The organism is Anaerolentibacter hominis, from assembly GCF_032380675.1.
Lineage (GTDB): Bacteria > Bacillota > Clostridia > Lachnospirales > Lachnospiraceae > Anaerolentibacter > Anaerolentibacter hominis.
Map to the genome: position 1 here is coordinate 995,913 of NZ_JAWDIX010000001.1, position 15,146 is coordinate 1,011,058.

The following is a 15,146-nucleotide window of genomic DNA, read 5'->3' on the forward strand; positions in this document are numbered from 1 at the left end:
GTACCTATATTTATGAAACGAGGGCAGTCATCGACTGCCCTCGTCTTTTGTAAATCGTTTCATCAGTTTTATAAAATCCGGGTGTTCCCGCACAAAAGCCATTTCCTCATCGGTCTGAATCTGTTTGACCATCGTGGAAAGGAGGGAGGACGAGAATGTCTCTTCCCCGTTTTTACCAGGAATATGGCGGTAAAGCCGGGACGCGTTAATGTCCCATCTTTTTTCCATACCGGTCAGCACGGATTCCAGTGTCCGGATACAGGCATCGGCGTCCTCTGTGGCGACAGCCAGCTGTAAATGAGCAATGTCGGCGCAGCAGCCCATGAGATCATAATTTATGGCCGTATTTCTGGACAGATCGGCAAAGTATCTGGCGTCGTCATTTCTTCCCTGCTTTAGGGCAATTGTCATCATGCTGTCCAATGTATTGGAAATTTCCGTGGCGGAGCGGAGCAGCTTCTGCTCCAGAAGTCTGGAAGCCTCGTCATAGTTTTCCTGACGGATATAGAGTCTTGCCTGCATGGTTTCCTTGTCGATGGAAGAGGGAGGCGATACCTGATCAAGCAGAGACTGGGCCTCCTCAAAGTCATCCCGGGCGGAGGCGTCCGACAGCAGGAACCCCAGAGCCTGGTCCCGGATCTGCTGGTTCTCACTTTTCGACGCACGCAGATAGAGCTCCTGGATTTTTTCGTTATATTCTTCGCTGAGTTCCGGAGCAAAAATGAAAAGTGCTCCCTGCAGCGCAGCGGCCAGATTGATCACGAGAAGGTCGCAGTTTGGAAATTCCGCCAGCTTTGTCATAGCCAGTTCAAAACCACTCTGGAAACCGTTCGTCTGTACCTCGATGGATAGTTCGTTGCATATTATCCCGACTTCATTGTGAGACAGATCCTCATGGAAAGACAGCAGCGTATTCAGGTCTGTGTGAAGCAGTCTGGCCAGCGGAGGAAGCAGTGTGATATCCGGATAGTTGATTCCATTTTCCCACTTGTTTACCGCAGGTGCGGAGACACCCAGATAATCTGCCACTTCTTCCTGGGTCAATTTTCTTTCTTTTCGTTTTTCACGGATGATTTCATTAATTTTCAATCTTGGTAAACCTCCAAATAAGTTTGGAAAAAGCTTTTTCTTGTATTTATCTTATCAGATGATGCTGACCGTCACAATTGAAACATGGTTACCTTTTCCTTACATTTTTTAACCTTTGGTTATATCCTTTTGTAAAATTTATCATGGAAGTAGATAAGACTCCCCCCCCTCAATAGGTGGTGAGTAAATAACAAATTCGTCATGGTGGAAGCCCAGTCTCCTTCCAAGATAAAGCCTCTGGCGGATTGCAGAGCCGCACAGATGTATTATGTCATGCAAAGCATGACGTGCGGCTCGCAGCAAGTACGCCGAGGCGTACTTGAATAAAATGATTCAGGTCGAATTATTTCGAAGTTTGTGTTAAAATTTGGATAGGTAAGTTTGGACCGAAGTAGTTTCAAACTACTTATTTACAAACGATGATTTGCGAAGCATATCGTCGTTTGTTGTGCAGTATCTCAGGGGTTTATAAATGAAAAAGAGGGGATAGGAATCATGCATACGTTAAAACGATTTGTAAGTTATTACAGTCCATATAAGACGATTTTAATTCTGGATCTGTTCTGCGCGGTCTGCATCAGCCTGGTGGACCTTGCGTTTCCTCAGATTCTGCGGCTGCTGACCCGGACGCTGTTCATGGAGGACGGCCCGGTTATTTTGAAAGCGCTTCTGCCCATTGCATTAGGGCTTTTCCTTATGTACATCGTCCAGAGCCTGTGCAAATATTATGTGAGCTATCAGGGGCATATGATGGGAGCCGGAATGGAGCGGGATATGCGCCAGCAGCTGTTCGATCACTATGAAAAGCTTTCTTTTTCTTATTATGATCAGAACAACTCAGGCCAGATGATGAGCAAGCTGGTTTCGGACCTTTTTGATATCGCGGAACTGGCCCATCACGGCCCGGAAAATCTGTTTATTTCTCTGATTAAAATCGTGGGCTCTTTTATCTTCCTGTTTTTGATCAACTGGAGACTGGCGATCCCATTGACTGTGCTCATGGTCCTTATGTTTTTGTTTTCCATGAGCCAGAACCGGCGCATGCAGGCTACATTTATGGAAAATAGGCGCAAGATCGGGGACGTGAACGCAAGTCTTCAGGATACCCTGGCGGGAATCCGGGTTGTGCAGTCCTTTGCCAATGAAAAAGTAGAGCGTGCAAAGTTCCAGAAAAGCAACCACGGCTACCTGGAATCCAAACGGGAAAATTATAAATGCATGGGCAATTTCATGAGCTGCAACTCCTTTTTCCAGGGGATGATGTATCTGGTCACGCTGGTGTTCGGCGGCTTTCTGATCGCCAGGGGACAGATGCAGGCGGCGGATCTTGCCATGTATGCCCTGTACATCGGTATTTTTATCAGCCCGATTCAGATTCTCGTGGAATTGACGGAGATGATGCAGAAAGGGCTGTCCGGATTCCGGCGCTTTCTCGCCGTCATGGAGACGGAACCGGATATCCAGGATGAGCCGGACGCCAGTGTGCTGCAAAATGTCAAAGGGGACGTCTCTTATGAAGATGTGTCATTTCACTACAGCGATGATGACACCCCGGTGCTTTCAAATGTTTCCTTCCGGATTCCGGCGGGCCGGTCGATTGCTCTTGTGGGACCCTCCGGCAGCGGCAAGACCACGATCTGTTCCCTGCTGCCGAGATTTTATGATGTGACCGGAGGAAGAGTCACCATTGACGGGCAGGATGTGCGGAAACTGACCCTGGAAAGTCTGCGCAGCCAGATCGGAATCGTGCAGCAGGATGTCTATCTGTTCTGCGGGACGGTTCGGGAAAATATAGCCTACGGAAAACCAGGCGCGTCCATGGAGGAAATCATTGCCGCCGCCAGAAAAGCCAATATTCACGAGTTCATCGAAGAACTTCCGGACGGATACGATACTTTTGTGGGAGAGCGGGGAACCAGGCTGTCCGGCGGTCAGAAACAGCGGATCGCCATTGCCCGGGTGTTCTTAAAGAACCCTCCGATCCTGATTCTGGACGAGGCTACCAGTGCGCTTGACAATGAGAGCGAACGTTTTATCCAGCAGAGTCTGGAAGAACTGGCGAAAAACCGTACCACCATAACGATTGCCCACCGGCTCTCCACCATCCGCAATGCGGACGAAATTCTGGTGGTAGCGGAAAACGGAATCCGGGAGAGGGGCACGCACAAGGAGCTGCTGCAGAAAAATGGACTATATGCCCATTACTATGAGATGCAGTTTGAGTGAATATAATGAAGAGGGAAGAATGAATAATGAAGAACGAGGTGAGAGAGTGAAAGCTGCGGCGATGCCGCAAGTGAAAACATTCCGTGGAATGGTGAAAGGCGGACCTTCGGTCCGGTGAAAACCGCTCTTCGAGCGGGTGAAAGAGTGAACTCTGGGGAAAACTGCAGGTAAAAACGTCTTTGGCACCGTGAAGCTTAGTGCTGTCTGAAGTTTATGAGCGGATAGCAGGAATTGGATAGCCCGCCTCCGGTATAGAAGTTATCATAATATTCTTCATAGGTGAGGCCTTCTATATTTGTAAGTATATATTGCAGCCAATAGGATTCATCAGCCATATTTGTATTTTCAAATTGTTGGCGGGCACTGGTTATGCGGCCCTCTGCGCTATAACTCAATAGTTGACTTCCCTGTATCATTTACATAGACCCAAATGGAATCACCTTCCTGAAAATTAGGTTTATCCCATAATAGATCGCTTTTGTGATGATATGGTTCCCCCTGGTAAGTATAGGTATAGAAAACTCTATAAGGAGATCTTTGTCCATACTGGGTGTACTTCATCAGATACACTTTGTCTACCGTTCCACGGATTTTAGTTCCGTTTACCAACAGCATGCTATGCAGCTTATTCTTTGCAGATGCGGCAACTCTTAAAATAGTCTGTACGATACAGAAGACCGTACCGAGGGAAATAAATATAATTCCCATCATAACTGGGTCTTTTACGCTTGAGCTTTCCGTCGGTTTTACGATTCCTATAAAACACAGCGCCCCCATAGCGATGAAAGCACAGCCTAAACACAAGAAAATAAGTGCGTATATCTTTTCTATATACCTTGGTCCATGCATATTAATCCCTTTCCGGAGCATTTTTGTGATGGGCGTGCCGTCTAAAGGTTGTCTGTGATGCTCCGTCACAAATATCCTTGTACAATAGCTGTTTATGTAAATATATTATACGGGAGTATTTTAGTATGGACAAGTACATTTATGACGAAGGCGGACTTATGGTAGGAGTAAAATGTTACATCAAATAAGTAGGAAAAAGTGCTGTGAAGCAGTAATATATTCAATTATGCAGAGGAGATGATCCGGTGGAATTAATTCAAATAACGGCTGTTGCTGTGTTTGCAGCATTTTATCTTGCATACTTCACAAAGATGATACTGCAACATAGAAAAGGCATAAAAACAGACCAAATCGGTAAAGGGAACAAACCGCGCAAGACGCTCATTATTGAAATATTGATGAAATTCGCAACCTATGCCATTGTCCCTGTCGAAGCAATCAGCATTATCGGTAAATTCCGCATGGGGAAATCATCCTTTGCCTGGACAGGCATTGTTATTGCGGCGCTGGGCGTTCTCGTCTTTATTATGGCGATGGCGGCGATGAGAGACAGCTGGAGAGCCGGCATACCAGAAAAGGATAAAACCGATCTTGTAACAACAGGAATTTACCGTTTCAGCCGCAATCCTGCTTTTCTCGGATTTGACCTTATGTATCTCGGTTTGCTTATGGCATTTTTTAATTACCTCCATTTGATTTTTGTACTATATGCGGTGGTAATGCTGCACCTGCAAATTTTACAGGAGGAAAAGTTCCTGTCTGATACGTTCGGGGAACCATACACCGAGTATAAAAAGCATACGGGAAGATATTTTATTTTTGACAAGAGCTGCTCAAAGAAGAAAATGATGATAGCGACACTATTCATCGTTCTTTGCATTGGTTTAGGGCTGGGTGGATTTATCATTTACGGCAAACACCAATTGAGCAAATTACCGGAATTGACATTTACTGAAGCTCTTGAATACACAACGAAGAATAACCGTAATGCAGTTATAACCGTAGGTATTATTAAAAACGGGGAAATGTCATACAAGGTGTACGGAAAAGATGGAAAAGAGCTCCCAGCCCAGCTTCACACATACGAAATAGGATCACTCACAAAGACCTTTACTGCCGCCTTAATAAACAAGGCAATAGATGATGGCAAAATTAGTCTTGACTGCACAATAGATCATTATTTGCCTCTCTCAAACGATAACAAATACCCAACAATACAAGAACTGTTGACCCATTCATCGGGTTATAAGGGATACTATTTCGAATACCCTATGGCTGTAAATTTCCTTCTTGGAAGAAATGACTTTTACGGTATCACAAAAGAAATGGCGATTGATAAAGCAAATGCTTTAAGCATGGATAGGGAAGAGTACGATTTTACTTACTCCAACTATGGATATGCGGTACTGGGGCTTGTGCTTGAATCGGTATATAATACCGATTATGTAAATCTGTTAAATGACTTTGCTCAAAACGAATTGGGCTTGACCGCTACAAAGATTTCTGACGGAAACGGAGATCTGGGTAACTATTGGGATTGGAAAACAAGTGACGCCTATTTGCCGGCAGGTGCTGTTACATCGAATATATCCGATATGCTATCCTACGCTCAAATGCAGCTTGACTGCAATCCGTATTTTGCCGAATGTCATAAAGGCCTGAAATCAATCAATGCTTCTGCCGAGCGAAATAAGTCTATGGGCATCCATATGGACGGGATAGGTATGTCCTGGATTATTGACAGCGAGAACGATATTATCTGGCATAACGGCGGTACGGGAGATTATAATAGTTATCTGGGCTTCCGTCCTGGAACGGGAACGGCAGTTGTAGTATTATCAAATCTGCCGCCAAATGATAGAATCCCGGCAACTGTGCTGGGAATAAAGTTATTATCGGAATTAGAGCACTGGCAGCTGTAGTATTAGGACGCCGGTCTTTCATCTTCAATGAGTATTTTGATTGCTGAACATTTCCCGCTGTTGCAGTCACTCTCAGATACACTGCAGGCTGCAATACCTAAACGCATGTCCATTTCAGCCTTTAGGATAATTTTATCCCCGGCTTTTGACCGCGGGCGCTCTACAGAAATGGAACCGTCTGTATGGATCTTCGTATACATGAAAATGTTTACAGGGTGAATGATCGGCCTTTTTTCACCCAGACTATGATTTATATTGTCGAAACAGTTAGAATGTCCCTTACCATTATGATAAAAGAATTCATACATTTCAGGGCGGCAGCATGGATGCAGCAGGTCATGCTCGTTAACCTCATCATATATCACTTCAAACATTGGATGATAAAGGTTGGAATAAATATGATTTCCAACCGATAACCGCAAAGATTCATTACAATCTATGGTGACTCCGGTCGATAAGAATTCTTCGGGATTTTTCCTGCTCTCTGCAAAGAAATCAACCACCTGCCCGCCCTCAATATCAATAATCGTTATTTGCTGCCCTGCTGTTACATCAATACTTTTTCCACAGCAGGCATCTATTCTATATTCCATTTTTATCTGCCCTCCTAAATTCTTATTCGTCTATTGCATCTTATCATAGTCTTGATATGTCCACAACAAGGATATGGCAAAGCAGTTTACATATCTGTGTATGGTACAGAGTCAGTGCAGCGCACTGGTGTTTTGACACCCTGATTATATAAATAGAATCATAATTTTACCAAGTTGACAGCCGCGGCCTTCTATGTTATCATAAAAAACCAGTAAGAGACTTGCCGTAAGGCAGGTCAATTAAATTTGAAAAGATTGGAAGAGGTGTCTTTTGGAGTCGGATCTGTAGTGAAGCACAGAATTGCATAGGACGATAGAAGCGGTTATTGAGAAAATATCCTATGCCCGCTTTGTTTTTTATGCGATGTTTCCTGCAGGACTATGGAAGACAGCTCTTATTTTTTATAGCTTAGGTACGGCGTACATGATTACTCCGTTTTTATTGCTATTCATAAATAAAAGTCTGTTCGGGCATAGCTTTGCGGCTATGCCCGTTTCTTATGTAATAAAAAACCCTCCGGGGGATCGCACTGCGGCGGAAAGAAATTGTGTTGCCAGAGCAACCCGCCGCAGGCGGAGAATCCCGCAAGCGGGATTCTATGTTCTTATATAAGGAACTGGCTTCAGGAAAATCATGTCCTTGCTTACCCCAATGTTGATAGAACTGTGCTTCACATAGTGTAAACGTTACAAAATAGTATAAATGACAGCATCGGAGAGCCGGAGATCTCGGAAGCTTCGTAATGGAGGTAATTATGATAATAATTCGAAGAGAAGAAGAGAAAGATTATATTCAGATATATGAGATGGTGAAGAACGCCTTCGCAACGGCCGAACACAAAAGCGGGACGGAGCAGGATCTGGTAACAGCTTTGCGACAAAGCGGCAGGTTCATCCCGGAGCTGGCGCTGGTGGCGGAGAAAGACGGGATGATTGTTGGTTATGCACTGTTTACCCGGATGAAAGTCGGGGATGTACCGGCGCTGACTCTGGCTCCGCTGGCAGTTTTGCCGGGATATCAGAGGCAGGGTGTGGGCACCCGCCTGATCGAGGAGGGGCATCGGATCGCTGCAAAGCTTGGTTTTGAGCTTTCTGTGCTGGTGGGAAGCGAGCACTATTATCCGCGGATGGGATATCGCCCCGGCAGGGAATTGGGACTTACATCCTCCCTCGATCTTCCCGATCAGAATTTTATGGCGATTGATTTAACCGGGAGAGACAGAGTATTTCACTGTACGGCAGTGTTTGCCGATGAGTTTTTAGATTAGAGGAGTGAATGACATTGAATCCACATTATAAAGCACTAGGATTTTACGATATAATAGAACAATTAAAAAACTATGCTGTATCAGAACAGGCAAAGCAGGTATTCGAGCAAATGGAACCTTGCCTGGACGAAATGATCTGCCGCAGAAAGATGAGAGAGACCACAGCGGCAAGACAGATGTTAGATGCGTGCGGTGCTCCGCCGCTTGCTGCTATGGGCGGACTGGAAAAGCTGCTTCAATTAAGTAAAACCGGGGCCATGCTGACCACGGAACAGTTGGTCGGGGTATCCAGATTTGCGTCGGCCAGCAGCAGGATGATTTCTTATCTGAAGAGAGGTGCAGAGCAAAATGAATCCATCTCGGCATATGGGATGGGCCTTGACCCGCTTGTAAAACTGCGGGAAGAGATAGAACGCTGTGTCAGAGAGGACGGTGTTCTGGATGAAGCAAGTCCCGCGCTTCGTCAGATCAGGAGAAAAAAGGAGGCGCTGGAATCCCAGATCAGGGAGAGACTGACAAAATTGCTGCAAAGCCGGGGTAAACAGCTTGCGGACAGCTATATTGCAACCCGGAACGGGCACTATGTGCTGCCGGTTAAGCGGCAGTTTCAGAACCAGTTCCCCGGAACCGTTATTGAAACGTCACAGAGGGGAACTACTGTATTTATGGAGCCGGACTCTGTAGGGAAAATACAGGCGGAGCTTACCGGCCTGAACTACCAGGAGGAAGATGAGATATGCCGTATCCTGTATTCTCTCAGCAGTGCAGTTTCCGATTACACGGATGCCATAAGAGGAAATATGGAAATTATGGAGGTGCTGGATGTCTTATTTGCCAAGGCAAAATTAAGTGCGGATCAAAAGGCGGGCGAAGTGAAGATCGGCGGGGAGAAGCGGATCGATATCAGAAAGGGCAGACACCCGCTTCTGCCGGAAGAACGATGTGTGCCGCTGGATCTGAAAATAGATGAGAGGATATCCGGCATTATTATCACCGGTCCTAACACAGGAGGCAAGACGGTAACCTTAAAGACGGTGGGCCTGTTTACGATGATGGCCCAGTGCGGGCTCCATATTCCGTGCGGGGAGGGCAGCTATCTTGCTATGCGGGATGCGTTTCTGTGTGACATCGGAGACAGCCAGAATATTTCTCAGAACCTGTCCACCTTCTCCGGACACATGAACAATGTAATCGGTATTCTTAAAAAGGCAAGCCCGGACAGCCTGGTGCTGCTGGATGAACTGGGCAGTGGAACAGACCCGGCGGAGGGGATGGGGATTGCGGTAGCCGTACTGGATGAGTTAAAAGAACGAGGGTGTATGTTCCTTGTTACCACCCATTATTCCAAAGTAAAGACTTACGCAGAGCAGACAGAGGGGATCACCAGCGCCAGAATGGCCTTCGACCCGGAAAGTCTGGCTCCCTTATACCGTCTGGAAATCGGAAAATCAGGAGAGAGCTGCGCTTTGCTGATTGCAAAGAGGCTGGGGCTGCCGGAACATCTGCTTGAGAAGGCCCGCTGTGAGGTATACGGGACGGAAGAAGGAAATAAACATTTTGCTGAAACGAAAATGGCAGCGCCGAAAAGCCGTTTGAAACGTCTTCCGCCGCCCTCCGGGCAGATTGATATCTCCGGAAAATTCCAGATGGGAGACAGTGTTATGGTTCTGCCGGAGGGCGAAACAGGGATCGTATACCGGCCTGCGGACGAGAAGGGCGATGTTATTGTCCAGATCAAGGGGAAAAAACGGCTGGTGAAACACAACCGTCTTAAGTTACAGGTATCGGCGGATCAATTGTATCCGCCGGACTATGATTTCTCTATCATCTTTGATACGGTACAAAACCGGAAGGCAAAGCATGTCATGGGGAAACGCTACGATCCCTCCGCGGTTGCCGTTTATCAGGATGAGATCGAATAGAAGAAAGGAAGAATACTATGTATTTATAATAGGTATCAGATAAGCAGAGCCGGCAGACCGTGGTTACTCACAGGTTTGCCGGCTCTCATTACAGTAAGACGGTGCAGGCAGTGCACCGCATGTGTTTATGAAAATATTTCATAGACTGTCAACAGACGCCCGTTTACATATACGCTGTAATTCCAGGAGCAGGGCCCGCTCCGCCTCACATAGACATGTAATCTTTTTACTCATTTCATCCAGCAATACCGTATCGCCGGTCTCACCCAGCGACCGCATAGAGGAGGCCAGATTATCCCACTGTCCGGCTAAGGAAATGTAGTCCCTGCCGACAGCGGCCAGCCCCAGCCCTGGCAGACAGGCATCTGATTCCAGCAGAAAACAGCCGTACATATTCCGGAATATTCCTCCCCCGGTACCTCCGTCTGCGTGAATCTGAAAATAATTTGTGATTCCCGCCAGCCGAAGTTTGTCACTGCCAAATTTGTTCCAGGTTTTTATTTCTCTGGCGAATTTGGCGATTCCATTCAGGCCTAAAAGTCTGGCGGGCGGATCTAGCATGGTTTCACAGGTTTCCTTGATTGCGCTGATGATAACAGCAGCAGTAACAGGCCGAAAGCCGGAAAAGTCGAACTCCAGATACTTATTGTTGGCGGGAAATGGCCGGTGACGGCTGTTTCTTGCCAGCTTCATATCCTCATACCGGACGAGATGATAATCTTTTGAGCTGGTTCCGGCCGGTGTCCGTATTCCATAATCATGATTGTCTCTGTCGCTTACATAATAACATTCATTTTCATCATCATATCCGAAGATCACAACAGCGTGTCCTCCGAAATGACTGCTTTGCTCAAGGTTCAGATAGGGCAGGCAGGGCATATCGGCATAGATCAAAACAGGTTCATTCTGATCCAGCATGGATTTTGTATGCATGCATGCCCCGTCATAGTGTTTTGGCTGCCTGCATTTGATTTCAATATGCAGCCGGTTGGCAAGCTTCTGTTCAAATTCAAATATCTTTGTCCTGCCCGAGATCATGGGCGAAGCCGCCTGATTCAGATAGAGAAATGACAGCCCGGATGCTACTCCGAACAGCATTTCTTCCGATAAAGGCAGACCATAAAAATAGAACATCTGCTTTAATGCGTTGGTGATGCAATGTCTGCCGCCCATCGGGACAAATGTATCCACTACCTTTTTCATCATTACCTCCATGCCGAAGCCGGTTTTGCGACGACACGCGCGAGAAAAGCGTACAGACGATTTCTCATGCTGCATCACAGCAGTTTGAGGCTTCGTCTCAAACTTGTCTCCAGTTCTTTCGGTTACCTTTTACAGTCTACTACAAAGAACATGACAGGTGTATGTCATGTATGAGCCTGTATAAATATAGAGCACCGATTTACCAGAAGTCCTTGAATTATAACTGAAATCACAAAATAATTCATGTTTCGGTGATGTAACATCACATTTTTATTGACCTATTACGGTAATAGAAAGAATTTATTCTCATAACACAACTGCGGCAGCAGGCCGGAATACATAAATAACAGGGGGGCAGCGTTTATTGGAAAAGAAATGAATCCAACCGATTGACAAAAAGAAAAGGTGCTCATACAATAGTTGTATATGCAATTGTTGTATGAGCACCTTTTGCGTTTAGAGAAAATAAGTGGAGGAAGAAGCGGTTATGTTAAAAAGAATTTTCTCGTATATGAAAAAGTATAGGATGTATGCAGTTGGAGCGACTGTGTGCGTCTTTTTTGAAACTATGTTCGAACTGGTGATTCCGCTCATCATGGCAAATATTGTGGATGTCGGCGTGGCAAATGGCGATAAAGCCTATATTTTCAGGATGGGCGGGCTCATGGCCATCTGCGCTCTGGGATCTCTTGCCCTGGGGGTTGGGGGTTCCAGGTTTGCCGCGGTGTGCGGCCAGGGCCTTGGAGCGGAGCTTAGAAAGGCAGAGTACAGGAAACTTCAGGGTTTTTCCTTTGCCAATACGGACCGTTTCCGGACATCTTCGCTGATCACCCGGCTGACCAGCGATGTTACCACAATTCAGAATTCCGTTTCCACTGGGATTCGTCCAGCTTTTCGTGCTCCGCTTATGATGCTGACGGCTATCATCGTGTCCTTTACCATCAATGCCAAGCTGGCGGTAATCTTTATGGTTGCGGTCCCGGTTCTGGGCGTCCTGCTGTTTCAGATTATTTTTCATGTGAGGCCTCTGTATACGAAAATGCAGGGAGCGATTGACCTGGTCAACCGGATTATCCAGGAAAACCTCACGGCGATCCGGGTGGTAAAGGCTTATGTAAGGGGCGATTATGAGATTGAAAAATTTGAGAAGGTAAATACCAATCTGCGGACCAACTCGGAGAAGGCATTCCGTCTGGCCGCTTTAAATATGCCCGCGATGCAGCTGGTCATGTATACCACGATTCTCTGTATTCTCTGGTTCGGCGGACGTCAGATCCAGATCGGGGGTTTAAAAGTAGGAGAACTGACCGGATTTTTAAGCTATGTGATGCAGGTGCTTAATTCCATGATGATGATTTCCAATATCTTTATGATGCTGACCCGTTCCCTGGCATCCGGAAAACGTATTCTGGAAGTGATTGACGAGGATATTGATATCAAAGAAGACCGGGTGAAGGATAGTTCCGTGGAACGGGGCGATATTACATTTCAGCATGTGTATTTTAAGTATAAAAAGGAAGCGCCGGAGTTTGTGCTCTCCGATATTTCCTTTGAAATAAAGAGCGGGCAGACCATCGGCATTATCGGTCAGACCGGAGCTGCAAAGTCAACGCTGGTGCAGCTGATACCCAGACTGTACGATATTACCTCGGGAAGCCTTCTGATCGACGGCCGTCCGGTGTACGAATACCCGCTGAAACATCTGAGGGATTCCATTGCCATGGTGCTGCAGAAAAATACATTGTTTTCCGGCACAGTAAAAGAAAATCTCCGGTGGGGCAAGGAAGACGCTACCGATGAGGAGATAGAGAAAGCCTGCCGGATTGCCTGTGTGGATGAATTTATTGACCGCCTGGAAAATGGCTACGAAACAGAGATGGGCCAGGGCGGAGTGAATGTATCCGGCGGCCAGAAGCAGAGGCTGTGTATTGCCAGGGCTATCCTGAAACGGCCCAAGGTACTCATTCTGGATGACTCCACGAGTGCGGTGGATACCGCGACCGAGGCCAAAATCCGCAGTGCTCTGGCAGAGGAACTGCCGGATATGACGAAAATTATTATCGCGCAGCGGATTTCTTCCGTGGCCCATGCGGATCAGATCATTATTCTGGAGGATGGCAGAATAGATGCTGTGGGCACTCATGAAAAGCTTCTGGCTTCTAACCAGATTTATCAGGAAATTTATTATTCTCAGCAGGAAGGGGCGGATCTGTAATGGCGAGATATCTGGGATATAAAAGACCTAAAAATACAAAGAAAACGTTAAAGACGATGCTCCGCTATCTGGGAAGCCATAAGATTGCCGTCGCCCTGGTGGCGCTGATGGTGCTGATCAGCAGCCTGGCAAATATTATGGGAACCTATATGCTCAAACCAGTGATTAATCAATTTATTCTTCCCGGCGATATCCCAGGACTGGTTCGTGCGGTGCTCCTGATGGCGGCTATGTATTTTACCGGCGTACTGGCTACCCTGGGCTATAACCAGCTGATGGTGCACACCGCCCAGCAGGTGGTGGGAGAGATCAGGCAGGATCTGTTCAACCATACCCAGAAGCTGCCGTTGCGCTATTTTGACGCTCATACCCACGGTGAACTGATGAGCCATTTTACAAACGATGTGGATACGATTGCAGAGGCTTTAAATAACAGCTTTACTCTGATGATACAAAGCTTTATTATGATTACAGGAACGATTACCATGCTGATTGTGCTGAATTTCCGGCTGTCGCTGATTGTCATGGTATTCCTGGGCCTGATGTTTGCCTTTATCAAACTGAACGGCAAACGGAGCAGGAAATACTTTAACGAGCAGCAGGCGAACCTGGGTGCGATCAACGGCTTTGTGGAAGAGATGGTAGCCGGGCAGAAGGTGGAGAAAATTTTTAACCACGAGGACCAGGACTTCGAAGAATTCTGCCGGAGAAATGAAAAACTCCGGAAAGCCTCCACCAAGGCCCTGACCTATTCTGGCATGATGATTCCTACTATCGTGGCGCTTTCCTATTTTAATTATGCGGTTTCTGCCTGTGTGGGCGGCCTGTTTGTGCTGTCCGGGCTGATGGATCTGGGAAGCCTTGCCTCCTATCTGGTGTATGTGCGCCAGAGCGCCATGCCCATGAATCAGTTCACCCAGCAGCTCAATTTCCTGCTGGCGGCCCTGTCTGGTGCGGAACGAATCTTTGAGATGATGGAAGTGGAGCCGGAACTGGATGGCGGCAGCATTACCCTGTGCAATGTGCGGGAAGAATCAGACGGGATGCTGACCGAGTGTGCGGAGCACACCGGAGATTTTGCCTGGAGGCGGGTTTTGGAGCACGGCACGGTGGAATTAATACCTCTGCGGGGAGATGTGCGGTTTCAAGACGTGGAATTTGGCTATCACGCGGGCAAGAAGATTCTGAATAAAATCAGCCTGTACGCGAAGCCTGGGCAGAAGATTGCTTTTGTAGGTTCCACAGGAGCCGGAAAAACTACTATTATAAATCTGATTAACCGGTTCTATGAGATAAATGGCGGAACGATCACCTATGACGGCATTGATATCCGGGAGATTAAGAAGGACGATCTGCGCCGGTCTCTGTCCATGGTTATCCAGGATACCCATCTGTTTACCGGGACGATAGCGGATAATATCCGGTACGGAAGGCTGGATGCGTCTGATGAGGAAGTGCGGGAGGCGGCCAAGATTGCCAATGCACATTCCTTTATCAGGAGACTTCCGGAAGGGTATAACACGATGCTTTACGGGGACGGCAGCAACCTTTCCCAGGGACAGCGCCAGCTCCTGGCCATTGCCAGAGCCGCTATTTCCAGACCTCCGGTGCTGATCCTGGATGAGGCTACCAGTTCCATTGATACCCGTACCGAGAAGCTGATCGAGAAGGGGATGGACGCGCTGATGAACAACCGGACGGTATTTGTTATCGCCCACAGGCTCTCCACTGTGCGGAATTCTAAGGCGATTATGGTGCTGGAAAAAGGGAAGATTATTGAGCGGGGGGACCACGAAGAATTGTTGGAACAAAAGGGACGGTATTATCAGCTGTATACCGGCCAGTTTGAGCTGGATTAG

Annotated in this window: 10 protein-coding genes; 7 read left to right on the forward strand and 3 right to left on the reverse strand. The window is 47.0% G+C overall.

Annotation, left to right across the window (positions count from 1 at the left end; translation table 11 throughout):
* Positions 1–27: 27 nt before the first annotated feature.
* The gene (locus tag ABCW47_RS04650; RefSeq protein ID WP_343208692.1) at positions 28–1,089 is read right to left on the reverse strand and encodes a helix-turn-helix domain-containing protein; all 1,062 of its coding nucleotides are present in this window, start codon (positions 1,087–1,089) and stop codon (positions 28–30) included.
* A gap of 495 nt (positions 1,090–1,584) precedes the next feature.
* Between ABCW47_RS04650 and ABCW47_RS04655 the strand changes: the two genes are divergently transcribed.
* The 3 genes from ABCW47_RS04655 to ABCW47_RS04665 all read left to right on the forward strand — a co-directional run bounded on the left by ABCW47_RS04655 (position 1,585) and on the right by ABCW47_RS04665 (position 6,086).
* Entirely contained in the window at positions 1,585–3,315 is a 1,731-nt protein-coding gene (locus ABCW47_RS04655) for an ABC transporter ATP-binding protein (protein WP_343208693.1), read from the forward strand.
* Positions 3,308–3,433 carry a hypothetical protein gene (locus ABCW47_RS04660; protein WP_343208694.1) on the forward strand — a complete coding sequence of 42 codons (126 nt, stop codon included), beginning with the start codon at positions 3,308–3,310 and terminating at the stop codon, positions 3,431–3,433. Before ABCW47_RS04655 ends, ABCW47_RS04660 begins: the two co-directional genes overlap by 8 nt.
* Positions 3,434–4,409: 976 nt before the next feature.
* Positions 4,410–6,086: a serine hydrolase gene (locus ABCW47_RS04665; protein ID WP_343208695.1), complete on the forward strand. Its 1,677-nt coding sequence runs from the start codon at positions 4,410–4,412 to the stop codon at positions 6,084–6,086.
* A gap of 2 nt (positions 6,087–6,088) precedes the next feature.
* Here the strand turns inward: ABCW47_RS04665 and ABCW47_RS04670 are convergent, their stop codons facing one another.
* A complete protein-coding gene (locus ABCW47_RS04670) occupies positions 6,089–6,685 on the reverse strand; it encodes a DUF1989 domain-containing protein (RefSeq protein ID WP_343209596.1) in 597 nt (198 codons plus the stop codon).
* 749 nt (positions 6,686–7,434) lie between these two features.
* Between ABCW47_RS04670 and ABCW47_RS04675 the strand changes: the two genes are divergently transcribed.
* Both ABCW47_RS04675 and ABCW47_RS04680 read left to right on the forward strand, forming a co-directional pair.
* The gene (locus ABCW47_RS04675) at positions 7,435–7,947 is read left to right on the forward strand and encodes a GNAT family N-acetyltransferase (RefSeq protein WP_343208696.1); all 513 of its coding nucleotides are present in this window, start codon (positions 7,435–7,437) and stop codon (positions 7,945–7,947) included.
* Between the two features lie 8 nt (positions 7,948–7,955).
* Positions 7,956–9,869 (forward strand): endonuclease MutS2, encoded by a 1,914-nt coding sequence (locus ABCW47_RS04680; RefSeq protein WP_343208697.1) that lies wholly within the window; start codon positions 7,956–7,958, stop codon positions 9,867–9,869.
* Positions 9,870–10,007: 138 nt separating this feature from the next.
* Here ABCW47_RS04680 and ABCW47_RS04685 read toward each other — a convergent pair whose 3' ends face one another.
* Positions 10,008–11,072, reverse strand: a complete 1,065-nt coding sequence (locus ABCW47_RS04685) for a BtrH N-terminal domain-containing protein (protein WP_343208698.1) — start codon at positions 11,070–11,072, stop codon at positions 10,008–10,010.
* Between the two features lie 487 nt (positions 11,073–11,559).
* Here ABCW47_RS04685 and ABCW47_RS04690 point away from each other — a divergent pair, with 487 nt between their 5' ends.
* Together ABCW47_RS04690 and ABCW47_RS04695 are read left to right on the forward strand one after the other, a co-directional pair.
* Positions 11,560–13,287 carry an ABC transporter ATP-binding protein gene (locus tag ABCW47_RS04690; RefSeq protein WP_343208699.1) on the forward strand — a complete coding sequence of 576 codons (1,728 nt, stop codon included), beginning with the start codon at positions 11,560–11,562 and terminating at the stop codon, positions 13,285–13,287.
* Positions 13,287–15,146 (forward strand): ABC transporter ATP-binding protein, encoded by a 1,860-nt coding sequence (locus tag ABCW47_RS04695; protein ID WP_343208700.1) that lies wholly within the window; start codon positions 13,287–13,289, stop codon positions 15,144–15,146. Before ABCW47_RS04690 ends, ABCW47_RS04695 begins: the two co-directional genes overlap by 1 nt.